Genomic DNA, 24,045 nt, shown 5'->3' on the forward strand with positions numbered 1-24,045 from the left:
GTTCGTCATCAAAATAAGTTAATGGCTTTGTTGCAGTTATTTATTGCGATCTTTGTTATTCGTTTGTTACCACATGCCCCCTGTTTCTGAATCACTCACTTTTTCAAAGCACTATTATGATGATAATAATCAGCTACATTAGCCAATGATGATCGTTATCGTTTATGGACGCCTTTGGAAGATATTTCGTCTGATTGTTGTTACAAAAGAACGGTGGTTTTATTATCATATTGGTTTTAATCCGTTTAGTTTAATTAGGGCTTTTGAGGCAACCTATTTTGGTGGTGGAAATCGTCAAGGTGCTTCAACCATTACCATACAGCTAGCGCAAATACATTGGCGGTCAAATACCAAAACCGTTGGTGGGAAGCTGCATCAAATTACTAGGGCTATACAGTTAGAGTTGATGTATTCTAAACATGATATTTTAGAAGCGTATTTAAATTATGCCCCTTTTGGTCGCAATATTGAAAGTGTTGGCGCAGCGTCATTTATCTATTTTAATAAACCGCCTTCACAAGTCAATTTGCCTGAGGCGTTAACTTTGGAGGTGTTACATCAATCACCAACGTTTCGAGTTGATCGTAAAACAGGATTTGCTGACAAAGCGTTAATTAAAGCAAGAAATCAATACTTGCGTGAACCTAATCGCACATTACCACCAAATTTAAAGCGTATTGATATTTATCTAACCAGTGGCAATCTTCTTATTCAATGATGCAAAGAAAAAGGTAAAACGTGTTTTATTCTAGGTGTGTCACCTATTAATCCCGATACTATTTTTAGACCCGTGATGGTCGACAATCAAACAGGTAAGGCTATTTGTCCTCCTTATGATTTAACAACCTCTCACTTAGCTGTTTTTGCTAAAGCGGGGGATTGCTAAAAAAGCGTCACCATCAACAAAACATTGTGGTTCATCACAAATTTTTTAGGCGAACCGCCAAAAATAACTTTGCCTCTTAAAAATGTGGTTTATCAATTTAGAACCACTAAACAAAAAAATGAACAAATTAGTTTTACTTCTAATTGTGATGCGATGTTAAATCACTTTATTGGTTTGTTAATAACAATTTTATTGGGCAAACCGAACCACGCAAGGCACTTAGCTGGATCCCAACACAAAGCGGGACTTTCAAAATTTTAGTGCTTGACGATATGGAACAAAGTGATTCACGGAATATAAAAATTGAACTGTTTGATTAATTAATATGATAGTTAACCCGAAATGTTAACTATCATCATCTTTTAAGTTATATTACTTGTTTGGCAATATTAATCTCTAATCTATCAGTATGTTCTTTAGCAAAGTTGGCAAATTCAACAAAATGTGACGTTGTGTTGTGAAAATCAATTGCCTGCTGTGATGCCCATGTTTCGATCACTATGAAGATATTTGAATTATCTATACTTTGATTAAGTTCATAGCGTAAACAACCTGCTTCAGCTCGACTACCTGCTACTAGGCGTTTAAAAATTGGCTGAAATGCGTCATAGAATTCTGGTTTAACTGTGATTGTGGCAATAATATTTAATTGACTCATGTTAGTAGCCTACCTATATTTCAAAATAAGTTGTTTGTGTAGTATACGCTTGCTACTGCTAATATCCAAAAGCAGTATTTAATGTTAATAATCTCATTTTTGTGACAATAAATTATTTTTATTAAATAACTATTTATGACTTTATTTTTTATTTTATTGGTAATTAACTTTATTAAAAACTATTTTTTGAAGTAAGAAATCTAAAAAATAATACTTTAACTATTTCATTTATTTATATATTTTATAAGCTATAGTGCTTGCTATTAAAAATATTTTGGTTAGAATTTCTGCAGTTTTTTTATCGATACGGTGTAAGCGCAATGATCAATTGTAACTCAGTAATCTTAATCATTAATATTATTGATTTCATTTTATCCTCCTTTTTGGGGGATTTTTTTTGCCTATTGCGCCAGATTTTATCAACTTGATTTAAAATGATTGAATTGTAGAGGCATATTATGATTGAACATAAAAACATGTTATTAACCACAAGAGACCAAAGTTTAAAAGCCTATTTAATGAATAATATTAAGCAAAATGGCGGATGGGTTAATGCACATATGCATGCTGATCGTGCTTTTACTATTTCGGTTGATAGCTTTGATGTCTATCAAAAACAGACTTTAATTGAAAAATGGGATACATTAGATAAAGTCAAAGCATCAATGAGTGAAGATGATTACTATCGTCATTTTAGTATGGCGGTTGAACGTATGATTGAGCAAGGTGTAAGTGCCATGGGATCGTTTGTTGATATTGATCCTATTGCTGAAGAGCGGGCAATTAAAGGTGCCTTAAGATCACGAGAAACTTATAAAAATGACATCACCATAAAATTAGTCAATCAAACACTTAAAGGTGTTATTGATAAAGAGGCGCGTTATTGGTTTGATAAAGGCGCTGATTTGGTTGATATTATTGGCGGTTTGCCACGTCGTGATGAACGTGATCATGGCGAAGGTATGGGGCTTAAACATCTTGACGTGTTAATGCAAACTGGTAAATCATTAGGCAAAATGGTGCATGTGCATGTTGACCAATTTAATTCACAAGATGAAATCGAAACAGAACAGCTTACTGATAAAACCCTTGAACACGGTATGCATGGGCGTGTGGTTGCGATTCATAGCATATCAATTACTGCACACAGTTTAGAATATCGCCAAAAACTCTATAAAAAAATGCAAGAAGCCAAAATGATGGTTATCGCCTGCCCATTTGCTTGGATCGATAGCCCTCGCCGTGAAGAGCATGGCCCTACTCGTAACTCACTAACGCCAGTGGATGAACTCGCTGCTGCGGGTATTCCTGTTGCTATTGGCACGGATAATGTCAGCGATTACATGCTACCGTTTTCAACGGGTAACATGTGGGAAGAACTTAAATTATTAGTCACTGGATGCCGTTATACCGATTTAGATAATGTGGTGAATGTGGCAACTAAAAATGGGCGAATGGTGCTGGGTATTGATTGATTTGTCATCAAGTAAACTTAATCAAATCAGTTAATCATCCTTATTTATTTGAAAAAATGACGCCAATATTGATTCTGTAAATAAATTTGTGTATTTGTCTATTTTTGAACATCTCTAACGAGTAAAAAATAGGTAGAGAGATGGCTGATCCTCGCCATAAAAGTGTGCAGAAGTCGCCTCTATGAAAAATCATCAATGCCGACAAATAAATATTCTCTAGTTTGCTGTTTTGTTTCATTTTTAAGTAAAGGTAAACGTTCGGTATCAACGTGTAGCATTTCACTGGGATAGGTTTTGTTATAGCGTTTAGCTTGCCGCCTTAATTTATCTCCAATAGATTTTTCGACTTTAACCAGACGTTTAATGCCATAACTGATAGTTTTATAACATTAATTTTTACTGATTAAAGGCACAAAAAGCTTCAATCGGGCTTTCTTTAGTACGTTATAAATGACCTAGCGACTGACTATAAAGCGTTTAGCCAAATCAGTAACCGTTATTTTTCTTTATGATATAAACGCCATATCTCTTGTCTGTGATAAGGCGTTAGTTTTGTTTTTTTATGTATATTTATTACAGTAGTTTCTCCAATTACTGTAAACAACGCGAGTAAAAACTATAACTATTTAAAAGCAAAGTGAAGATTATTTTCGAGTTGCTTTTTGAGTTACTCTTTGCCGTGTTATTTTAGTCTGTTGATTAAGTTTGACTCGTTTAGGTCTTACTATTCTTTTGTCAGAAGAAGAACTTGTGGTGAAACTTTTAGATTCAGGTGGCAAACCGACTAGTTCACGTAAGTAATTGACTGAGTCAATACCAAGTTCTAGCCAAGTTCCGCGTGATAATCCTTTGGGTAAAGTGATATTGCCATAGCGAATGCGTAGCAATCGACTAACTTGCACATTAATAGCTTCCCACATTCTACGAACTTCTCGATTACGGCCTTCTGTTATAACTACATTAAACCATTGGTTAATTCCATCACCACCTTGTGCTTTAATTGATTGAAATGAGGCTGGGCCATCTTCTAGTTGCACCCCTTTACGAAGTTGGTTAATTTGTTGATCAGCCACATTACCAAATACTCGCACTGCATATTCACGCTCAATCTCGTGCCGTGGATGCATTAATCGATTAGCTAATTCACCATCAGTTGTGAATAATAATAAGCCCGATGTATTGATATCAAGTCTGCCAATGTTCACCCAACGAGCATTTTTTAATCTAGGTAAACGCTCAAAAACCGTCGCACGTCCTTGAGGATCATTCCGTGAACAAATTTCACCTTCTGGTTTATAATAAGCTAGTACTCGGCAAACTTCTTTTTCTTTACTTCTTAGCTGAACTAAATGACCATTGATACGAATTTTCGGATTGGCATTAACATCAACCCGATCGCCTAATGTGGCAATTTTTCCATCTACACTGATTTTACCTGCCACAATCATGGCTTCAATCTCTCGGCGTGATCCATTACCTAAATTAGCTAATACTTTTTGGAGTTTTTCAGTATTATCATGTACCGATGTTTTGCGTGTAATAGCTGGTACTCTTGAGGTTTTTGGTTTTTCATAGAGTTGCTTTTCCTTTGCTTTAACGCTATTTGTCTTTTTGCCAAGTTGTGGGAATGCTGATTTGCTATTTTTCATAAAATCCTCGCTGTTACCTTCTCAGGTATCAATTTTCTATTAGCTATATTGTCGATATATTGACAATAAAAAATGGACATTTATTCGAATGGCTTAGTGTCTCCACTTCCTTTGCGAATAACTGTTGGATAGTCATTAGTCAAGTCAATTACGCTGGTAGGTTGTTGACCTATATAACCACCATGCACAATCGCATCAAGCTGATAACCTATTTTATCTTCTATTTCGTCGGGATCGGATTGCGCTTGGTCATCATTAGGTAAAATTAATGTCGCAGTCATTAATGGCTGCCCTAATAATTCGAGCAACGCTAAATCAATTTTATTATCAGGAATTCTTAGTCCAATTGTTTTGCGTTTTTCATTCATCAATCGACGGGGTACTTCTTTACTTGCCTGTAAAATAAAAACATATTTACCCGGGGTATTATTTTTTAGTAACCGAAAAGTTGTGTTATCTACAAAAGCATAACTAGATAGTTCAGAAAGATCACGGCACATCAAGGTAAAATTGTGATTTTTATCGAGTTGACGAATTTGACAAATTCGATCAACACCCGATTTATTGTCTAGTAAACAACCCAGTGAATATCCTGAATCGGTCGGAAAAGCTATAACACCACCATCATTTAATATGTTGACAACTTGATTTAATAATCGAGTTTGCGGATTATCTGGATGAATATAAAAAGTTTGACTCATAATTTTCTTCTATATCAATATTATTGTTAATCTGATTTGCATTATTAAATTTTATATCGTTAACCTTATAGTGAAGCACGAATATAAATCGATTTTAATCCAGATTTATTTAGAGTTTCCAATTATGCCAAATTGGTGTAACACTACCGGGTAGTGGGGTTGTTTTCCCTAAATCTAAATAGGTGTCAACACCATGAAAATCCGATCCTTGTGATGCCAATAGTTCAAATTCATTGGCTAATTTAGCTAATTTTTGTAAATCATCTTGCGTTTGCCTACTTTGTGAAACTTCAATTGCATCACCACCACTAGATTTAAACTCACTTATTAATAATTTCAATTTAGTTAAAGTTAGATCATAGCGACTTGGATGCGCAAGTACTGCTTGCCCTCTTGCCGCATGAATGGCATTAACCGCATCTGAAATACTACACCATGTTGCAGGTACATAAGCACAACCACCTTTGCCTAAGTACCTTTTAAAGGCGCATTTAATGTCTTTAACATAGCCGTTAGCAACTAAAAATCTTGCAAAATGAGCACGCGAAACAATGTCTCCTTTTGCAAATTGTTGTGCTTGTTGATAAGCGTTTGCAATACTAACTTTAGCTAATTTATGGCTTATAGCCAACGCTCGATCGATTCTTCCTTGTTCTTGTGATGATAGCAGTGTCGTTAACTCAGGATGTGCAATATCAATATTTAACCCAACAATATGGATTTCGTTGTTTTTCCAAGAAGTTGATATTTCAACACCACAAGCTAATTTAATAGGTAAATTTTCGTTAGCAATCGTTTTTTGAGCTTCAGGTAAACCTTTAACGGTGTCATGATCGGTAATAGCCAAAATAGCAATTTGGTTATCTACAGCTCTTTTGACAAGTTCGCTAGGTGTTAAGAGACCATCCGATGCCGTAGTATGTGAATGTAAATCAACGATCATTTTTTTCTCGAAAATTATTTTGAAACGTGTAATATACCACACAATTTGCATGACCACTAAAAGGTATATTATGAAAGATCAAATTCGCCTTGCTCAACAAGATACTAGCACAATTATTGAGGAACTATTAGAAGATGGTAGCGATCCTCATGCACTTTATATCATTGAGCATCACATTTCATCACAAAATTTTGATAAATTAGAAAAAGTGGCAGTAGAAGCCTATAAATTAGGCTATGAAGCAACCGATCCCGATGAAGATATTGACGATGCAGGCAATGTTGTTATCGCTTTTGATATTGTTACTGAAAGCCTACTCAATGCCGAACTAATAAATGCACAAATTGCAGAAATCATCGCACTTACTACCCAATTTGGCGTCACATATGATGGTTGGGGCACTTATTTTGAAGATGGGAATGATGACGATTTTGATGAAGCTGAGCTTATGGAGACACTTCATTAAATATCATCAACTCCCTTTCTTAGGCTTTATTCTTATCCGATAAACGGATAAGAATATTAGTGCTTTAAAGCTTAATTTAGCTTTTCTATACGACTTGTTCTTTTTTGATCTGATGAAATACTACGAATAGAGATAGTGTCATCTTTATTAATTGCCACTGGAGCAGTATAAAGTTTCCAATTTTTTCCATTATTCGTTGAATATTCAATGTTTAATCCTGGAAATACAATATTGGCGTTTAATTTACCATTTACAATTTTTGCACCAGGAATAGGTAATCTATAATTTATACCCGCAAGATCAAGTTTAGCTAGCTCTCTTTGTCCAAGTAAATTAGCAAAGCGATTCCAATCATCATGTAACGCTTTGCTATCTACATAATGTGTTTCACCTTGCTGATATTGGCGATCTTTTTGATAAGCCATTTCCCAATCAGCTTGATGCCAAGCCCTTTCAGCAACCGCTAGTAAACGAGGAAAAGCCATATATTGCATTTTGTTATCACTACGGATATCTTCAGTCCAAATTTGTGCTGATAGCCCATAAGCACCTGACCAGTTCATAGTACCTTTAGCTGTAAATGGATTACCATCTCGGTCAACCGAAGTTTCAGCATTTTGTGGTAAATTATTGGGCGCAAAACTAAATATTTTACGTTCATCACTAAAACGTGTTGCCCAATAGTAACCACTTTCTTTTGGGTTCACTTCATATGGCATATCTAAATAAACATAGTCTGGATTAGAGATAATTACTTGATAACCTTTATTTGTCCATTCATTAACTGAATCAAATCCCCCCCAATATAATGTGTCCCAAAAGTTAACTGTAACTTTATCGACTGCAAAAGATTTGGCATTTTTAGCATGTTTCATACCATCTTGCCATGCTTGCATATGGTTTATGCCATGATCTTTAATAATGGTACTGACTTGTTGTGCAAAATAACTTGGTAGATGCTCAATATCTTTCACTTCGCCTTTTCTCACAAAAGTTTGACAAGCTTGTGATTTAGCCCATGGATGATCTTCAATACTTTGATCAATAGTACCTTTAATATTAGTTTTTTCTTTTGCTTGCAGATCTTGATAACCTGCACCTAAACGGATATTTTTAGCTTCATCACCACCAAAATGCCAAGTATTAAGCGGTTGCCCTGCTTCAATATGCATTTTTGCGATTTCATCGATAACTTTATAAACAAAGCGTTTAGATGAATCAAGACAAGGATTCAAATAGCTTAAGCGATTATAAAATTGTACCGTTGTGGTATTGGATGTATCGGTTGGATCAACTAAACGATACTCATTAGCTTGTTGCTCTTTTCCTTCATTCATTAGGCGTTTATAACGTGCTTCCATTGATACTATTGCTGCTCTGGCATGTGCAGGCATATCGATTTCAGGAATAACCTCGATAAAGCGTGCTTTTGCATATTTGACAATTTCAATGTAATCATTACGACTTAAAAATCCTGATCCACTTGTATTACTATCAGGTCCCGAACCTAATTGTGGTAATAAACAATTTTGCTCCGTGAGGTCGTGACAGCGTTTACTACCGATATCGGTTAGCTCAGGTAATCCAGGAATTTGAATTCGCCAACCTTCATCGTCACTTAAGTGAAAATGAAATTTATTCATTTTATATTTTGCCATTTGATCTAATAAACTTAATATGGCTTGTTTAGATTTAAAATTACGCCCAATATCAAGCATAATTCCTCGATAAACAAAACGTGGCGAATCAATAGTATTTAGCATTGGTATTGAATTTGAATGATTTACGGGAATGATAGATAAAATGGATTGAATGGCATAAAAAATCCCTGCTTCATCATAAGCGGTGATTAATGTCTTATCATTTTTAATACCTAATTGATATGATCCTACTTTTCCTTGTTCGAATTGTTTAGGATCAATCGTTGCTTTTATTTGATAACCTTTTTCTGTCACAGCTATGTTTAATGCTTTAAATTGATCCTGTAAAATAGCTAAACTTTCTTGATTTAAACCATTAAGGATCAAATTAACTCCTTGCTGATCAATTGTAACATCCTCTTTACCTATTGTAAGTTTGCTTGGTGTCGGTAAAATCTGTCCTCGTAACGATGATTCAGATAATTTATTAATATCGGCGTTATATTCAAAACGGTTAGCAGGCATCATTAAAATATTGTGATCATCAGCCGTTCTTTTCCATTGTTGTTTTATTGGTGCAACAAATGCCGATAAATTGTCAGAATCAGTGTTAGTGTTAGCAATAATTTTGGGTTTAGCATCACTGGAAGTTACATACCAACGTGGCATAACATCACTTTCACTAAGCATCCAATATTCCCCAATAATTGGAATATTCACCGTTGTATTGGCAGGAAAACCAGTGAACTTTTCTGTTGGCTCGAGCTTATGTAAATCACCTGTAATATGGGTGATTTTAAACTGATCATTGTCTACAGCTAGAATCATTCTGATATTATCAAAATAGATAGCCCAATCTTTATTATTAATGGCTGTTCCAGTATTTTTAAGTGAAATCATAACGTTATTACAAGAAGCCCAATCAGCACCTAAAGTTGAACAGTTAACGCCATTTGCGTTTGCTTGATTGTCGACAACTTCATATTTAACATTAAGTTGAGAACTAATCAAATTAGCAATTTGTTGAGAAGCATGCACTGATTGAATCGCACATATATTTAACAAAGAAAGGATTGAAGTTGCTAATATCGTTGCCTTAATCTTTTTCATCTTTTTTACCTATTTTTGTTTAGCACTAAAAACAGTGAATGGAATTGTAACAATAAATTTAATGTCCCGTTCATCTTGGAAGATATTACCGTATCCACCACCCCAGCTCGGTATATTTGAATGGTTATTATATTTGGTATAGTGCAATTGGTAGGTTGTATCTTTTGCCCAACTTTCTTGCACGGTATAACCTAAATCAAAGTTATATGCAGATTCAATCAAACGCTGTTTTTGATTGTATTGACGATTAGTGCTAGGTTTTGCATCCCAACCATAGGCATAAGACGCACCTGTTTTCCAACCCGCTAAATAATGAGATAGGTAACTTAAATCATAAGTCACTTCAGCAAACACTGCTTTTTCACCATTGGCATTGAAGTCTGAGCGAGAATTCCACCATATATCTAAACGACCATTTGATGAAGCATAATCAGGTGTCATACGCTGTAAAAAGAATCCCTGTTCTCCATCAGCTTTAACCGAAACGCCTTCAAATCGTAGACCGATAGCACCAACTTGATAGCCTAATGTTGCTGCTTGCAACCACGCCAAGCCATCATATACATCTGTACCTTTATGCGATTGATCTTTAGCGCCATAAAATTGGTAGCTCATAATCATAGGATTATCAAACACTTCCATTTTATAAGATACTTTACCAAAAAATTGGTTCATATAATTTTGTGCTTGTCCAAATGCACTTTCTAATACTAAGTCATTTTTAAAGTCATACTTCAAACCGGCAGAATGTAAATAATTAATTTTTTTACCTTTTCCCCACTGTTTAAATTCATAAAGCCGTTTATACCAAGGTGCTTTATATTTATCACTCCACATATATGACATCGACAATGCTCCAGCGCTATCAAAATCAAGAGTTGACCCTACCTCAAAACCTCGATAAGTACCTGGTAATAAACTCCAGTGTGGTGCAAGTAACGTTTGACCTGAGGGTTGAATATAACCTGCTTTTACCCAAAATAATTCGTCAATTTTAAAATTTGCTTGTGCTTTATAAAAACTAAGTCCACTGACATCTTTCTTCCAATCCTCATCCCAACGGGTATGAGCACCACTAAATCCTATTTCATTTGGGTGTCCATTACCGCCATTACTGACTTCCCAAGCGCCATAACCACCAAGTTCAATAGCAAATCTATCTGCAATATAGCCAGAACGATAATCCAAATTACTATTAAATGTTGATTGTCTAATATTGCTTTTATATTTATTGGTTTCTATATCTTTACGGTCACGATCACGATTCCAGAAAAAGATGTTACCAGTTAATGAAGCATCATCGAAAAAATGATTTTCATAGACGGCATCAACTGGAGTTACCCCCATTAAAACAGAAAAAGAAAAAATAAGTTTAGTTAAAAGATTTAATCGGTTAGGTATCATTTTTGCATTATAAATATTCATATTTATTTTCCTAAAATAATGAAATTATGCTATTTAACTTACAGTAAAACTTATTAACATATGATTATTATTAATAAATTGAACTTCAAAGTAACTTTTATTTTAAATATTTGAAAACTAAGCTTTATTTAGGAACATATTTAAATTCAGATATGAGGTAAATATGTATTTTTATAATGCATAAACATATTTTATCTAGCAAATTAAACACTCTAAATCGTGATCATAATCACTAAAAAGATCGATTTTTATGCTAATTTTTAGATAAAAGTCACAACTTTTTTTATTAAAAAAAATAATATAACGGACTTTTTTAGAATTTTTTAAACTTATGACGGTATAGAATCCTGAATATTTTTTACAAAAATATAACTTAAAATAAAAACCTTTGTATAAATATCCCATTGTAAATGGACAACCCACGTACAAAATTACGTTAGTATTAATCATTAAAGTCACATTATTTAATGTGTTATGACGATTTTAGAAGATGTTAATGAATATGTTCTAGATGAACGTTTGGTGTCAATATTTAGTCTATCACCAATTTTATTTATAATATCAACACGCTACCTATGATTTAGGGTATGGCATTTTTTATGTATATTTATTACCGTGGTTGAAAAATTGAAGATTAAAAAGTAAGTAATTTCTAAAGATTAATGACGTAAAATGACCACATAACCAAATAAAAAAGAGAAATCATATTTGGTTTCTCTTTTTTATTAATATGCTAAAAATACCGTTTACTTTATAATAAATAACGTTTTTTTAATTGTAGCTAAATAATTAAACTCTTAGTGTTCAGTATCAATTTCATCAAAACTTTTTACTAGTTCATCAATGGCTTTCATCTGTTTTAAGAAAGGTTCCAATTTTGCTAGTGGTAATGCTGACGGTCCATCACATTTTGCATGACTTGGATCTGGGTGGGATTCTAAAAATAACCCAGCAATACCAACAGCCATGCCCGAGCGTGCAAGTTCAGTTACTTGGCCACGACGTCCACCTGATGCTGCTCCCATAGGATCACGGCATTGAAGAGCGTGAGTAACATCAAAAATAACTGGTGACCCTTTGCTTGCTTTTTTCATAATGTTAAAACCAAGCATATCAACCACTAAGTTGTCATAACCAAAACAGCTACCACGATCACAAAGGATGATTTGATTGTTACCAGCCTCTTCAAATTTTTCAACAATATTACCCATCTGCCCTGGACTAACAAATTGTGGTTTTTTGACATTAATTACTGCGCCTGTTTTAGCCATTGCAACAACTAAATCAGTTTGTCTTGCTAAAAAGGCAGGTAATTGAATTACATCAACCACATCAGCAACGGGTTGACATTGTGCTTCAGTATGTACATCAGTAATAATTTTAACGCCAAATTGTTGTTTAAGCTCTTGGAATATTTTTAGCCCTTCTTCTAATCCTGGTCCACGATAGGAATGAATTGATGAGCGATTTGCTTTATCAAAAGAGGCTTTAAAAATATAAGGAATATCTAGTTTATTGGTAACGGTGACATAATGTTCACAGATTTTCATCGCCAAATCACGAGATTCAAGCACATTCATACCACCAAATAGTACAAAGGGTAGATCATTAGCGACAGTAATGTCACCAATGTTTACTTTTTTTTGCTGCATCATAAAATTTTCCTAGTTAAGGTTTAAACCAGCGACCAAGGGTAACTCTATCATTACCACTGTAGTCGGTGAAGGTTTCTACTAATTGAAATCCGTGTTGTTTAAAAACAGTTTGCACTGCCTCGCCTTGTTTCCAACCATGTTCTATTAGTAACCACCCATATTGGTTTAAGTGCTTAGTTGCACCTTGTACAATTAGTTTAATATCAGCTAAACCATCATCTTCAGAAACTAATGCGCTTCTTGGTTCGTAGCGTACATCGCCTTGGGATAAGTGGATGTCTGTTGGCTCAATATAAGGAGGATTACTGACAATCATTGAAAACTTTCTATTCTTTATTGGTTTGTACCAATCACCTTGTAAAAAATAAACATTATTCACCCCGATTTGAGCGGCATTTTTTTGAGCTAAGATTAGGGCATCTTTATTTTTTTCAATTGCGGTAAATAAACAGTCTTGACGTTCGGTTGCCATTGCAATAACTATCGCGCCTGTACCCGTGCCAAGATCCAATACTTCACAAGGCACTTTAGGAAGGTACTCTAAACCTAATTCAACTAATTTTTCGGTATCCGGTCTAGGTATTAAAGTGACGTTAGAAACATTAAACTTTAAAGACCAAAACTCTTTTTCGCCAGTTATATAAGCGATAGGCTCACCATTTTTCCTGCGTTCTAAACATTTAGATAAAGCAATCAATTCATCATCAGTTAGCAATGTTTCACTGAACGCCATTAAAAATGTCCGCGTTTTTTGCGTAACAAAACTCAGTAAAATTTCAGCATCTCGCTTTGGGCTTTCACTATCTGTTAAGGTTTGAGAGGCACTTTTAAGCCATTGTAAGTATGTCATTCATCTTGTTCCGATAAAGCTGCTAGTTGATCAGCCTGATATTCCTGCACAATCGGATCGATTAGCATCTCTAATTTTCCTTCCATGACTTCATCTAAACGGTAAAGCGTTAAATTAATTCGATGATCGGTTACTCGACCTTGTGGATAATTATATGTTCTGATTCTATCTGAACGATCGCCTGAACCTAATAGATTTCGACGTGTTGAAGCCTCTTCTTGTTGGCGCTTACGTAGTTCCGCATCTTGAATTCTTGCAGCTAAAACTGACATTGCTTTGGCTCTGTTTTTATGTTGCGATCGCTCATCTTGACATTCAACAACGATGCCTGTAGGAATATGGGTAATACGAATAGCAGAATCTGTTGTATTAACATGCTGACCACCTGCGCCAGATGAACGATAGGTATCAATTTTTAAATCAGCTGGGTTGATTTCAGGCATTTCTGCTTCAGGGACTTCCGGTAAAACAGCAACGGTACAAGCAGATGTATGAATACGACCTTGAGATTCTGTTTCCGGTACACGTTGGACTCGGTGTCCACCAGATTCAAATTTTAAATTACCATAAACACCATCCCCACTAACTAACATAATAACTTCTTTATAGCCACCATGTTCACCATCATTTGCACTCATAATCTCAACACGCCAATTCCGTGATTCGGCAAATCTTGTATACATTCGAGCTAAGTCGCCAGCAAAAATAGCCGCTTCATCACCACCAGTTCCTGCTCTAACTTCGATAAAACAATTATAATCATCATTAGGATCTTTAGGTAATAGTAAAACTTGTAGTTGCTTTTCTTGTTCTTCAACTCGACTTAATGCTTCGTTTAACTCCTCTTGTGCCATTTCACTCATTTCAGGATCAGATAGCATCATTTTAGCTGTCTCAATATCCTCTTGTGTTTGCTTCCAATCAGAAAAGCACTTAACCACCCCTGTTAATTGCGAATATTCTTTAGACAAAGTGCGAAAGCGATTTTGATCCGCAATAACCGAAGCATCAGACAATAATGCTTGAACTTCTTCATAACGCTCTTGTAGCATTTCTAATTTGTTGATAATTGAAGATTTCATAAAAGTATATTTTATATAATAAAAAGTAAAATTAATTAAATTTGTGCGGCATTATATACTTATTCCCTTTTAAAATACAGTTTCGTCTTACACTTACAGTGTCAAAGTTATTTTATTTAAAAGGGAAAATTTGTAATTCACAACAAATCAATCTGCCAAAAATGTTACTCGTGTCACATAAATACATTTTTAATGTTTAAAAAAAGCCAATCACCATATAACATCAAAAAATGTAAACGGTATCATTAATAATTTACTTTTATTTGACTTAGATGGCGTTATCCATAATTTTCATAAAGATATTATCGCAAACATTACGATTAGCAATAAATTAATTTAATATATTTAAGGAGTTGGTTTTATGAAAAAACTTTTTATATTTAGTTTGGTTGGATTAAGTTCAATGGCTAATGCCACAGTCCAATGGGACACGCCACAAGGGCAATTAAAATTATATGGTGATATCGAATTTAATGTCGATGCAGCTAGCAGTAAACAACAACTTAGTTCACTACGTGCAACCGCCGAGAAAAAAAATAAGCCAGCGGATAAAGATCATTGGGATATTAATGGTCGGATATTAATTGGTTTGGATGGTTATCGCGAAATCAATAATAATTTTGCAGGATTTGTTGTGCAACCACTTGCTGATTTAGGTGGTGATATGAATTTAGATGATGCTGTGTTTTATTTTGGACAAAAACAAGATTGGAGCATTAAAGTTGGCCGCTATGAAGCTTATGATATGTTTCCGCTTGGGCAAGATACTTTTATTGAATATTCAGGTAATACGGCTAATGATCTTTATGAAGATGGTTTTGGTTATATTTATATGATGAAAGAAGGTCGAGGACGTAGCAAAAATGGTGGTAGTATTCAATTCAATAAACCATTCTTAGACAATTTTAACTTTGAGGTAAATGCATTAGTTAATAATGGTGAAAAAATGTTTAATAATTCAAGTTATCACGGTTATGACATTGAGAAAAAGAAAAATGTAGTTTATGTTCGACCAGTTTTATCGTGGAAAAATGATAATTTTTCTTCAGCAATTGCTGCTGAAACTAACGTGGTAAAAAATGCCTATGGTTATTATGACAGCAATGGCAAATTCCGTGATCAGTCACAACGTACGGGGTATGGTGCGACATTTTCATGGAACAGTGAGGGTAATTGGGATGAAACTAATAAAGGGCTAAAAATCAATACTAGTTTTGCTTATATGAATGCTAAAGATGAAAATGATATGACCATCGGTACTGATATCATCTGGGAAAAAGTTGGTTTAGGTTATTATTATGCCAATAACAATATTAAGAAATATAATTCAGATCCAGGCAAAAAAGAAAAGCACGGACATATTAATAACAAAGGTAGATATAAAATTCACACCGTTAATACTTCTTATCTAATTAATAATGTGATGGATATGGAGAACTTTAATATTTATTTAGGAGCATATTGGTCTTTACTAGATAGAAATAAAGCATATGGTGATAATACCGCAGATCGTTATGGTGCTCGTGTTAGATTTAAATATTTCTATTAATTAAATAAGCCAATTTATTTGAATTGTACTGATAAATTGGCTTATTTTCTATCCTTTTTTGCTTACTTTTACTCTAGGTGTATAGCTTAAAAAAGTTAGAGTTGAATTTAATTATAATTTAAAAATATAGTTATAGATAATTTATTTATTTTTTACTGAAACGTATGGTTACCTGAAAGTTTTTGACAAAAATTATCTTATAAAAAAATAAAAATGCCGTTAGTTTGAGCTAACGGCATTTTATTAAGTATATAAATGACTTATTATTACTATTTCTTCTTCGCCTTAGCATTTGGTAAATCAGTGACTGAGCCTTCATAAATTTCAGAGGCTAAGCCAATTGATTCATGCAATGTTGGGTGAGCATGAATTGTTAATGCAATATCTTCGGCATCGCAACCCATTTCGACAGCTAAGGTGATTTCACCAAGTAATTCACCGCCATTTGCACCAACAACCGCACCACCTAATAGGCGATTATCTGCTTTATTGAAGATCAGTTTTGTCATCCCTTCAGAGCAATCAGAAGCAATAGCTCGTCCTGAAGCTGCCCATGGGAAGATTGATACTTCATAATCAATACCTTTTTCTTTCGCTTCTTTTTCAGTTAAACCAACCCAAGCAACTTCGGGTTCGGTATAAGCAATAGAAGGAATGGTTTTTGGATCAAAGAAGTGTTTTTTACCTGCAATTACTTCTGCTGCCACATGACCTTCGTGTACGCCTTTGTGCGCAAGCATTGGTTGACCAACAATATCTCCAATTGCATAGATATGCGGAACATTGGTACGCATCTGTTTATCGACTTCGATAAATCCACGGTCAGTAACATTAACGCCTGCTTTTTCCGCACTAATTAATTTACCATTTGGTGTACGACCAATAGCCACTAATACCGCATCATAAGTATGAGTTTCGGTGCTGCCGTCTTTCTTTTCCATGGTAACATAAATTGCATCATGTTTTGCTTCAACGGTAGTAACTTTAGTTTCCAATCGTAAAGTGAATTTCTTTTGGATCTGTTTAGTAAAGACTTTAATTACATCTTTATCAGCAGCCGGAATCACTTGATCAAACATTTCAACTACATCGACTTCTGAACCAAGTGCATGGTATACAGTCCCCATTTCAAGACCTATAATTCCGCCACCCATTAATAATAATTTTTTAGGAATGGTGGTTAAAGCTAAGGCATCTGTAGAATCCCAAATACGAGGATCATCATGTGGAATAAAAGGCAACTTGATTGGACGAGAGCCCGCTGCAATAATCGCATTATCAAAGGTGATCTTAGTGATTCCTTTTGATGAAGTTACCTCCATTGTATGACTACCGGTAAACTGTGCCTCACCTTGAATAACATTGACTTTACGCATTTTGGCCATACCAGCTAGTCCATTAGTCAGTTGACTAATAACTTTTTCTTTCCAGCCACGCACTTTGTCTAATTCAAGTCTAGGTGTACCAAAATGGATACCATGTTCGGTTAATGATTTTGCTTCATCCATTACTTTAGCAACATGAAGTAATGCTTTTGATGGAATACAGCCTACATTTAAACAAACACCACCAAGTGTTGAATAACGTTCAACAAGGGTAACTTCTAGTCCAAGGTCTGCAGCACGAAACGCAGCGGAATAACCCGCTGGTCCTGCTCCTAAAACCACAACTTGTGTTTTAACATCTTGACTCATAATTTGATCTCCTTAATTACATCACTAAACGACGTAAGTCGGATAAGACGTTAACAATATGGCTTAAGAAGCGTGCACCATCAGCACCATCAATAACTCGGTGATCGAATGATAATGATAATGGCAACATTAGCCGTGGAGTAAACTCTTTGCCATTCCAAACTGGTTTCATGCTAGAGCGAGATACACCTAAAATACCAACTTCTGGCGCATTAACAATTGGTGTAAAAGAGGTTGTACCAATGCCACCAAGGCTAGAAATAGTGAAACATCCACCTTGCATATCGCTACCTGTCAATTTACCTTCACGTGCCTTTTTAGAAATTGCCGCAAGCTCACGAGAAAGTTCAACAATACCCTTTTTATCAACATCTTTAAATACTGGTACTACAAGACCATTTGGTGTATCGACAGCAACGCCAATATTAATGTATTTTTTGATAATTAAGGTTTGGGCATCTTCAGATAATGAGCTATTAAAGCGTGGATACGCTGTTAATGCACTTGCTACCGCTTTCATGATAAACACAAGTGGAGTGATCTTAAGATCAAGTTTTTTCTTATCTGCTTCTGCATTTTGTTGCTTACGAAATGCTTCTAAATCAGTAATATCTGTTTCATCAAATTCTGTCACATGCGGAATCATTACCCAGTTACGGTGTAAATTTGCACCTGATACTTTTTGAATTTTAGTTAATGGTAAACTTTCAACTTCACCAAATTTGCTAAAATCAACTTTAGGCCATGGTAATAGACCAGGTAATGCACCGCCTGTAGCGCCACTTTCAATTTGTTTAACAGCATTTTTTACGTAAGTTTGAATGTCTTCACGTAAAATACGGTTTTTAGGACCTGTAGCGGTAACTTTTGCTAGATTTACCCCAAATTCACGTGCTAAACGACGTACAGATGGTGTTGCATGAGCATAAGCATCGTTTTCAACAAACTCATTGCTTGATGAAGCAGGCGCTGATTTTGCAGCAACTGGTGCTGGCGTTGGCTCAGGTGCTGCTTTTTCAGCAACAGGAGCTGCGGCAGCTGGAGCTGCACTAGATGTAGTTTCAAATTCCATGATTTTGGAACCTGTTTTTACTTTATCACCCACTTTTATCGTGATACTTTTAACCGTACCAGCAATGGTTGCTGGTACTTCCATTGAGGCTTTATCACCCTCAACGGTAATTAATGAATCATCAACAGATATAGTATCGCCTACTTTTACCAAAATTTCCGTTACTTCGACTTCATCACCACCAATATCTGGAACTTTTACATCTACAATTTGGCTAGTTGCAGTTGGTGTTACTTCAACTTTTGGTGCTTCTTGTGCTGTAACTATAGCTGGAGCTGGAACGGCAGTCTCGCCACCTTGCCCATCAAAGACCATAATGTCAACGCCTGTTTTGACTTTATCGCCAATTTTTACAGAAATAGATTTAACAATACCAGCCTGTGGTGCAGGGATTTCCATTGATGCTTTATCACCTTCAACTGTCATAATTGACTGATCAGCTTCAACTTTATCGCCTATTTTAACCAGAATTTCGGTTACTTCTACTTCGTCACCACCGATATCAGGTAATTTGATTTGAATACTCATTATAATAACCTCTTATGCAATTCGTGGATTAAGTTTATCGGCATTGATTTCGAATTTTTTGATCGCATCTTCAACAACGCTAACTTCAATATCGCCACGTTTAGCAAGTTCACCCAATGCTGCAACCACAACATAAGATGCATCGACTTCAAAGTGATGACGTAAATTTTCACGGCTATCGCTGCGACCGAAACCGTCAGTACCGAGTACTCGATAGCTTTCAGCAGGTACAAATCCACGAATTTGCTCAGCAAACAATTTCATATAATCAGTTGAAACCACCGCTAGATTGTTATTCATAATTTGTGCAACATAAGGCACTTTTGGTGTTTCACTTGGATGCAACATATTATATCGTTCGCAATCTTGACCATCACGAGCAAGTTCAGTAAATGATGTTACGCTATAAACTTCTGAGCTAATACCATAATTTTTAGCTAAGATTTCAGCCGCTTCACGAACATGGCGTAAAATAGAGCCTGAACCTAGTAACTGAACAGTCGGTTTGCCTTTTTGACCCTCAACGATATCTAGTTTATAAATACCTCGTCGAATACCCTCTTCTGCACCTTCTGGCATTGCTGGTTGTGCATAGTTTTCATTGAGAGTTGTAATATAGTAGTAAACGTTTTCTTGCTCACCATACATGCGACGTAAACCGTCTTGCATGATTACCGCAACTTCATAAGCATAAGCAGGATCATATGATATACAGTTAGGGATAGTTAATGCTTGAATGTGACTGTGACCATCTTGGTGTTGTAGACCTTCACCATTTAGCGTTGTTCGACCAGAGGTTCCACCAATCATAAATCCACGAGCTTGTTGATCACCTGCTGCCCACATTAGATCACCAATACGTTGGAATCCAAACATTGAATAGTAAATGTAGAATGGAATCATTGGAAAATCATTTGTACTATATGAAGTGGCCGCAGCAATCCAAGAAGCCGTTGCACCACATTCATTAATTCCTTCTTGAAGAATTTGACCTTTCTCATCTTCACGATAATAAGCCACTTGTTCTTTATCTTGTGGTGTATATTGTTGACCGTGTGGATTATAAATACCAATTTGACGGAATAAACCTTCCATACCAAAAGTACGTGCTTCATCAGCTAGAATAGGTACTAAACGTGGAGCAAGTTCTTTATCCTTAAGCATAATATTAAGCGCACGGACAAATGCTATAGTGGTTGATATTTCTTTCGATTGAGCTTCAAGTAATGACGCAAATTCACTTAATGGAGGAATTGAAACAGTTCCTGAAAAATGAGTTAATCTAGATGGTACATAACCATGTAACGCTTCACGACGCTCATGAATGTATTTGTATTCTGGCGTGTGTTCCTCAAATTTGATGTATGGTAATTTTTCAAGTGCTTCATCTGTCACTGGAATATTGAAGAAATCGCGAACATGACGCACGCCATCCATATTCATTTTTTTCACTTGGTGAGCTATATTTTTTGCTTCAGCAGCAGCCCCCATACCATAACCTTTTATGGTGTGAGCAAGAATAACAGTTGGACGATCTTTAGTTTCTTTTGCTCGTTGGAATGCTGCAAACATTTTAACTGGATCTTGACCACCACGGTTTAATCTAAAGATTTCTTCATCAGACATATCTTTAACTAATTCAGCAGTTTCAGGGTATTTACCAAAGAAATGCTCGCGAACATAAGCACCGTCTTTTGATTTTAATGTTTGATAATCACCATCAAGTGTTTCATTCATTAGGCGAATTAACTTACCTGATTTATCTTTTTGGAGAAGTTTATCCCAACGGTCACCCCAAAGAACTTTAATTACGTTCCAACCAGCACCAGCAAATACACCTTCTAGTTCATTAATAATTTTACCATTACCCGTTACTGGACCATCTAAACGTTGTAAATTACAGTTGATAACAAAAACTAAATTATCTAGTTTTTCACGTGTTGCAACGGTAATTGCACCTTTTGATTCTGGTTCATCCATCTCACCATCACCTAAGAAAGCATAGACAGTCTGTTCAGAAGTATCTTTCAAACCACGATTTTCTAAATATTTTAAAAAACGTGCTTGATAAATGGCATTAACAGGACCAAGCCCCATCGATACTGTTGGAAATTGCCAAAATTCTGGAAGCAATTTAGGATGAGGGTATGATGGTAAACCTTTACCATGAACTTCTTGACGGAAATTATCTAACTGCTCTTCGGTTAAACGTCCTTCAATAAAGGCTCGAGAGTAAATACCTGGTGAGATGTGCCCTTGGAAGTAAATTAAATCACCGCCATCTTTTTCATTACGAGCACGGAAAAAGTGGTTAAAACAGACTTCATAAAAAGTAGCTGCAGATTGGAACGATGCCATATGACCACCAAGCTCTAAATCTTTCTTTGAAGCTCGTAACACCATCATAATTGCATTCCAACGGACAATTGAACGAATACGTCTTTCTATTTCCCAATCGCCAGGATAAGCAGGTTGCTCTTCTACTGGAATAGTATTGACATAATTGCTTGTTGAAGAACCAAAAAGTACTGGAACACCACCATCTCTCGCCTTATTAACTATTTGTTCAATAATATACTGTGCACGTTCGACACCTTCTTCTCGAATAATAGACTCAACACTTTTGAGCCAATCTTGTGTTTCAATGGGATCGACATCATTCATTTGCATGTCCGACATATAAAAACCTCTTTTTTGTTTAGAAAAATACAACGTTTTATTCTTAATTACATTAAAAAATGTCACTAATCAAGCTAAAACGCTGGATTACGGAGTTTCATTTATAGCAGTCTGCCATTTTTAAAAAAAAAGTAAAGCAAACTGCTACTTTGAAAAGAATGTTAATTCCTATCAAATTAATCAACTATTTCAATAATAATAACAAAATTAATATTATTTATCTGATAAATAATTAAATTTTAATTAAGAGTAAGTATAAATATTATTTTAATAGCTACACTAAAAATAACTACAAGTTGTCAAGTTATTATAAAATCTGTTATATACTTGTAAAAATAACGATAATACTACTTGAAGATAACAAAAAATACTATGATCATTAATGATGTCATTATCAAAGACTTAAAAATTGAACCATATGCGCACACCTATCAAGCTATGCATAATTTTACCAAACAACGTAATGAGCATTCTCTTGATGAAATCTGGCTAGTCGAGCATGAACCTGTATTTACCCAAGGTAAAGTTGGTAAAGCAGAACATTTATTAAATCAGACAGATATCCCTGTTATTCAGACCGATCGCGGTGGTCAAATTACTTATCATGCTCCAGGTCAACAAATCATGTATATTTTATTTGATTTAAAAAGACTTAAGCTAGGTATCCGAGACGTAGTTAGTTATTTAGAAAATAGTGTCATTCAAACATTGCTCCATTATGGTATTATAGCTCATGCAAAGTCTGATGCGCCGGGAGTTTATATTAACGAAAAAAAAATTTGCTCACTTGGGTTGCATATTAGTCGAGGTTGTACTTTACATGGACTAGCATTTAATGTTGATATGGATCTTTCCCCTTTTAATAATATTAACCCTTGTGGCTACGCCGGATTACAAATGACTCAACTAAAAGAATATGTCTCTCAAATTGACCGTAAAGAGATAAAACAACTATTAACCAATAATTTTATTAAGCAGTTACCTCAAAGATAAGATACCAATTATGCAAAATAATGAAACAATAATCAGAAGTTCGAAATATCGTGATGCCGAAAAGACGCGCTTAATTCCAACTGTAACATTAGAAGATGTCGCACCACTAAAAAAACCTGAATGGATGCGAATTAAATTATCTGCTCACTCTGATAATATAGCACATATTAAAAAAACAATGCGCAAACATGGATTACATTCAGTCTGTGAAGAAGCATCTTGCCCTAATTTAGCTGAATGTTTTAATCATGGCACGGCTACTTTTATGATTTTGGGCGATATTTGTACCCGCCGTTGCCCATTTTGTGATGTAGCTCATGGTAGACCATTGCCACCAGATAGTAAAGAACCCATTAAGTTAGCGAAAACCATTCAAGAAATGAAATTACGCTATGTTGTTATTACCTCGGTTGATAGGGATGATTTAAAAGATGGTGGAGCTAGCCATTTTGCTAATTGTACTCGAGAAATCAGAGCATTAAACCCAAATATAAAGGTTGAAACATTAACACCTGATTTTCGTGGTTGTATTGATGAAGCAATTGATGTCTTAAGTAATAATCCACCTGATGTATTTAATCATAATTTAGAAAATATACCTCGCTTATATAAAAGGATCCGACCTGGCGCTAACTATGAAGGGTCACTTAAATTACTGGCAGCATTTAAAGAACGATATCCTAAAATTCCTACAAAATCTGGGTTGATGGTAGGACTTGGCGAAACAAATCAAGAATTAGTTCAAGTGTTAAAAGATTTACGCAGTCATGGTGTTACTATGTTGACGCTTGGTCAATATTTACAACCAAGTAAATATCATTTACCCGTTGAACGTTATGTTTCACCACAAGAATTTGAAGAATTAAAGCAAACGGCATTAAATATGGGATTCACTCATGCAGCTTGTGGGCCATTTGTACGTTCATCTTATCATGCTGATTTACAAGCAATGGGCAAAGAGGTGAAGTAATCTTCACCTCTTTTTATTAT

The 24,045-nt window shown here is 35.2% G+C and carries 19 protein-coding genes and 1 pseudogene; 8 read left to right on the forward strand and 12 right to left on the reverse strand.

Annotated elements, in window-relative coordinates; translation table 11 throughout:
* The first annotated feature begins 145 nt into the window (after positions 1-145).
* The 3 genes and pseudogenes from ACGH49_RS04695 to ACGH49_RS04705 form a co-directional block, all read left to right on the forward strand.
* Positions 146-718 carry a transglycosylase domain-containing protein gene (locus ACGH49_RS04695; protein ID WP_411588414.1) on the forward strand — a complete coding sequence of 191 codons (573 nt, stop codon included), beginning with the start codon at positions 146-148 and terminating at the stop codon, positions 716-718.
* A gap of 36 nt (positions 719-754) precedes the next feature.
* Positions 755-886 carry a hypothetical protein gene (locus ACGH49_RS04700; RefSeq protein WP_296210593.1) on the forward strand — a complete coding sequence of 44 codons (132 nt, stop codon included), beginning with the start codon at positions 755-757 and terminating at the stop codon, positions 884-886.
* A 173-nt stretch (positions 887-1,059) separates the two neighbouring features.
* A pseudogene (locus ACGH49_RS04705) lies at positions 1,060-1,206 on the forward strand (hypothetical protein); the annotation flags it as partial.
* Between the two features lie 47 nt (positions 1,207-1,253).
* Here ACGH49_RS04705 and ACGH49_RS04710 read toward each other — a convergent pair.
* Entirely contained in the window at positions 1,254-1,544 is a 291-nt protein-coding gene (locus ACGH49_RS04710; RefSeq protein ID WP_411588415.1) for a putative quinol monooxygenase, read from the reverse strand.
* Between the two features lie 458 nt (positions 1,545-2,002).
* Between ACGH49_RS04710 and ACGH49_RS04715 the strand changes: the two genes are divergently transcribed.
* The gene (locus ACGH49_RS04715) at positions 2,003-3,019 is read left to right on the forward strand and encodes an amidohydrolase family protein (RefSeq protein ID WP_296210586.1); all 1,017 of its coding nucleotides are present in this window, start codon (positions 2,003-2,005) and stop codon (positions 3,017-3,019) included.
* 644 nt (positions 3,020-3,663) lie between these two features.
* Here ACGH49_RS04715 and rluB read toward each other — a convergent pair.
* The 3 genes from rluB to rnm form a co-directional block, all read right to left on the reverse strand.
* Positions 3,664-4,668 carry a 23S rRNA pseudouridine(2605) synthase RluB gene (rluB, locus tag ACGH49_RS04720; protein ID WP_411588417.1) on the reverse strand — a complete coding sequence of 335 codons (1,005 nt, stop codon included), beginning with the start codon at positions 4,666-4,668 and terminating at the stop codon, positions 3,664-3,666.
* Positions 4,669-4,748: 80 nt separating this feature from the next.
* On the reverse strand, positions 4,749-5,369 hold the full coding sequence (locus ACGH49_RS04725; RefSeq protein WP_065560248.1) for an L-threonylcarbamoyladenylate synthase: 621 nt from the start codon (positions 5,367-5,369) through the stop codon (positions 4,749-4,751).
* Positions 5,370-5,478: 109 nt separating this feature from the next.
* Positions 5,479-6,312, reverse strand: a complete 834-nt coding sequence (gene rnm, locus ACGH49_RS04730) for an RNase RNM (RefSeq protein ID WP_411588418.1) — start codon at positions 6,310-6,312, stop codon at positions 5,479-5,481.
* A 70-nt stretch (positions 6,313-6,382) separates the two neighbouring features.
* Here rnm and rraB point away from each other — a divergent pair, with 70 nt between their 5' ends.
* The gene (gene rraB, locus ACGH49_RS04735; RefSeq protein WP_034909805.1) at positions 6,383-6,778 is read left to right on the forward strand and encodes a ribonuclease E inhibitor RraB; all 396 of its coding nucleotides are present in this window, start codon (positions 6,383-6,385) and stop codon (positions 6,776-6,778) included.
* 71 nt (positions 6,779-6,849) lie between these two features.
* On the opposite strand, the gene ACGH49_RS04740 is transcribed toward rraB, so the two are convergent.
* From ACGH49_RS04740 to prfA, 5 genes are all read right to left on the reverse strand, one after another.
* A complete protein-coding gene (locus ACGH49_RS04740) occupies positions 6,850-9,528 on the reverse strand; it encodes a beta-N-acetylhexosaminidase (RefSeq protein ID WP_411588420.1) in 2,679 nt (892 codons plus the stop codon).
* 9 nt (positions 9,529-9,537) lie between these two features.
* On the reverse strand, positions 9,538-10,875 hold the full coding sequence (locus ACGH49_RS04745; RefSeq protein ID WP_411588510.1) for an OprD family outer membrane porin: 1,338 nt from the start codon (positions 10,873-10,875) through the stop codon (positions 9,538-9,540).
* 875 nt (positions 10,876-11,750) lie between these two features.
* Positions 11,751-12,605 (reverse strand): 3-deoxy-8-phosphooctulonate synthase, encoded by an 855-nt coding sequence (gene kdsA, locus ACGH49_RS04750; protein ID WP_034909929.1) that lies wholly within the window; start codon positions 12,603-12,605, stop codon positions 11,751-11,753.
* A 16-nt stretch (positions 12,606-12,621) separates the two neighbouring features.
* Entirely contained in the window at positions 12,622-13,458 is an 837-nt protein-coding gene (gene prmC, locus ACGH49_RS04755; protein ID WP_065560245.1) for a peptide chain release factor N(5)-glutamine methyltransferase, read from the reverse strand.
* Positions 13,455-14,540, reverse strand: coding sequence for a peptide chain release factor 1 (gene prfA / locus ACGH49_RS04760; protein WP_034909811.1), 1,086 nt, complete (start codon positions 14,538-14,540; stop codon positions 13,455-13,457). Before prfA ends, prmC begins: the two co-directional genes overlap by 4 nt.
* A gap of 361 nt (positions 14,541-14,901) precedes the next feature.
* Here prfA and ACGH49_RS04765 point away from each other — a divergent pair, with 361 nt between their 5' ends.
* Positions 14,902-16,089 (forward strand): carbohydrate porin, encoded by a 1,188-nt coding sequence (locus ACGH49_RS04765; protein WP_411588422.1) that lies wholly within the window; start codon positions 14,902-14,904, stop codon positions 16,087-16,089.
* Positions 16,090-16,358: 269 nt separating this feature from the next.
* Here ACGH49_RS04765 and lpdA read toward each other — a convergent pair whose 3' ends face one another.
* From lpdA to aceE, 3 genes are read right to left on the reverse strand one after another with little or no spacing between them, the layout of a single operon-like run.
* On the reverse strand, positions 16,359-17,783 hold the full coding sequence (lpdA, locus tag ACGH49_RS04770; RefSeq protein WP_065560236.1) for a dihydrolipoyl dehydrogenase: 1,425 nt from the start codon (positions 17,781-17,783) through the stop codon (positions 16,359-16,361).
* Between the two features lie 16 nt (positions 17,784-17,799).
* Positions 17,800-19,383, reverse strand: coding sequence for a pyruvate dehydrogenase complex dihydrolipoyllysine-residue acetyltransferase (gene aceF, locus ACGH49_RS04775; protein WP_411588423.1), 1,584 nt, complete (start codon positions 19,381-19,383; stop codon positions 17,800-17,802).
* Positions 19,384-19,395: 12 nt separating this feature from the next.
* Positions 19,396-22,062 carry a pyruvate dehydrogenase (acetyl-transferring), homodimeric type gene (aceE, locus tag ACGH49_RS04780; protein WP_411588424.1) on the reverse strand — a complete coding sequence of 889 codons (2,667 nt, stop codon included), beginning with the start codon at positions 22,060-22,062 and terminating at the stop codon, positions 19,396-19,398.
* 372 nt (positions 22,063-22,434) lie between these two features.
* Between aceE and lipB the strand changes: the two genes are divergently transcribed.
* Together lipB and lipA are read left to right on the forward strand one after the other, a co-directional pair.
* Positions 22,435-23,055: a lipoyl(octanoyl) transferase LipB gene (lipB, locus tag ACGH49_RS04785; protein ID WP_411588425.1), complete on the forward strand. Its 621-nt coding sequence runs from the start codon at positions 22,435-22,437 to the stop codon at positions 23,053-23,055.
* Between the two features lie 10 nt (positions 23,056-23,065).
* Positions 23,066-24,025, forward strand: coding sequence for a lipoyl synthase (gene lipA / locus ACGH49_RS04790; protein ID WP_411588427.1), 960 nt, complete (start codon positions 23,066-23,068; stop codon positions 24,023-24,025).
* Positions 24,026-24,045: the final 20 nt, after the last annotated feature.

It is taken from the genome of Gilliamella sp. BG7, assembly GCF_046635565.1.
GTDB classification, from domain to species: Bacteria; Pseudomonadota; Gammaproteobacteria; order Enterobacterales; family Orbaceae; genus Gilliamella; species Gilliamella apicola_P.

What these genes read in the sequence shown, in the direction of transcription:
- ACGH49_RS04695 (WP_411588414.1), top strand. Translation starts at nt 146, where the DNA reads ATGATGATCGTTATCGTTTATGGACGCCTTTGGAAGATATTTCGTCTG.
- ACGH49_RS04710 (WP_411588415.1), bottom strand. Translation starts at nt 1,544, where the DNA reads ATGAGTCAATTAAATATTATTGCCACAATCACAGTTAAACCAGAATTC.
- ACGH49_RS04715 (WP_296210586.1), top strand. Translation starts at nt 2,003, where the DNA reads ATGATTGAACATAAAAACATGTTATTAACCACAAGAGACCAAAGTTTA.
- rluB (WP_411588417.1), bottom strand. Translation starts at nt 4,668, where the DNA reads ATGAAAAATAGCAAATCAGCATTCCCACAACTTGGCAAAAAGACAAAT.
- ACGH49_RS04725 (WP_065560248.1), bottom strand. Translation starts at nt 5,369, where the DNA reads ATGAGTCAAACTTTTTATATTCATCCAGATAATCCGCAAACTCGATTA.
- rnm (WP_411588418.1), bottom strand. Translation starts at nt 6,312, where the DNA reads ATGATCGTTGATTTACATTCACATACTACGGCATCGGATGGTCTCTTA.
- rraB (WP_034909805.1), top strand. Translation starts at nt 6,383, where the DNA reads ATGAAAGATCAAATTCGCCTTGCTCAACAAGATACTAGCACAATTATT.
- ACGH49_RS04740 (WP_411588420.1), bottom strand. Translation starts at nt 9,528, where the DNA reads ATGAAAAAGATTAAGGCAACGATATTAGCAACTTCAATCCTTTCTTTG.
- ACGH49_RS04745 (WP_411588510.1), bottom strand. Translation starts at nt 10,875, where the DNA reads ATGGGGGTAACTCCAGTTGATGCCGTCTATGAAAATCATTTTTTCGAT.
- kdsA (WP_034909929.1), bottom strand. Translation starts at nt 12,605, where the DNA reads ATGCAGCAAAAAAAAGTAAACATTGGTGACATTACTGTCGCTAATGAT.
- prmC (WP_065560245.1), bottom strand. Translation starts at nt 13,458, where the DNA reads ATGACATACTTACAATGGCTTAAAAGTGCCTCTCAAACCTTAACAGAT.
- prfA (WP_034909811.1), bottom strand. Translation starts at nt 14,540, where the DNA reads ATGAAATCTTCAATTATCAACAAATTAGAAATGCTACAAGAGCGTTAT.
- ACGH49_RS04765 (WP_411588422.1), top strand. Translation starts at nt 14,902, where the DNA reads ATGAAAAAACTTTTTATATTTAGTTTGGTTGGATTAAGTTCAATGGCT.
- lpdA (WP_065560236.1), bottom strand. Translation starts at nt 17,783, where the DNA reads ATGAGTCAAGATGTTAAAACACAAGTTGTGGTTTTAGGAGCAGGACCA.
- aceF (WP_411588423.1), bottom strand. Translation starts at nt 19,383, where the DNA reads ATGAGTATTCAAATCAAATTACCTGATATCGGTGGTGACGAAGTAGAA.
- aceE (WP_411588424.1), bottom strand. Translation starts at nt 22,062, where the DNA reads ATGTCGGACATGCAAATGAATGATGTCGATCCCATTGAAACACAAGAT.
- lipB (WP_411588425.1), top strand. Translation starts at nt 22,435, where the DNA reads ATGATCATTAATGATGTCATTATCAAAGACTTAAAAATTGAACCATAT.
- lipA (WP_411588427.1), top strand. Translation starts at nt 23,066, where the DNA reads ATGCAAAATAATGAAACAATAATCAGAAGTTCGAAATATCGTGATGCC.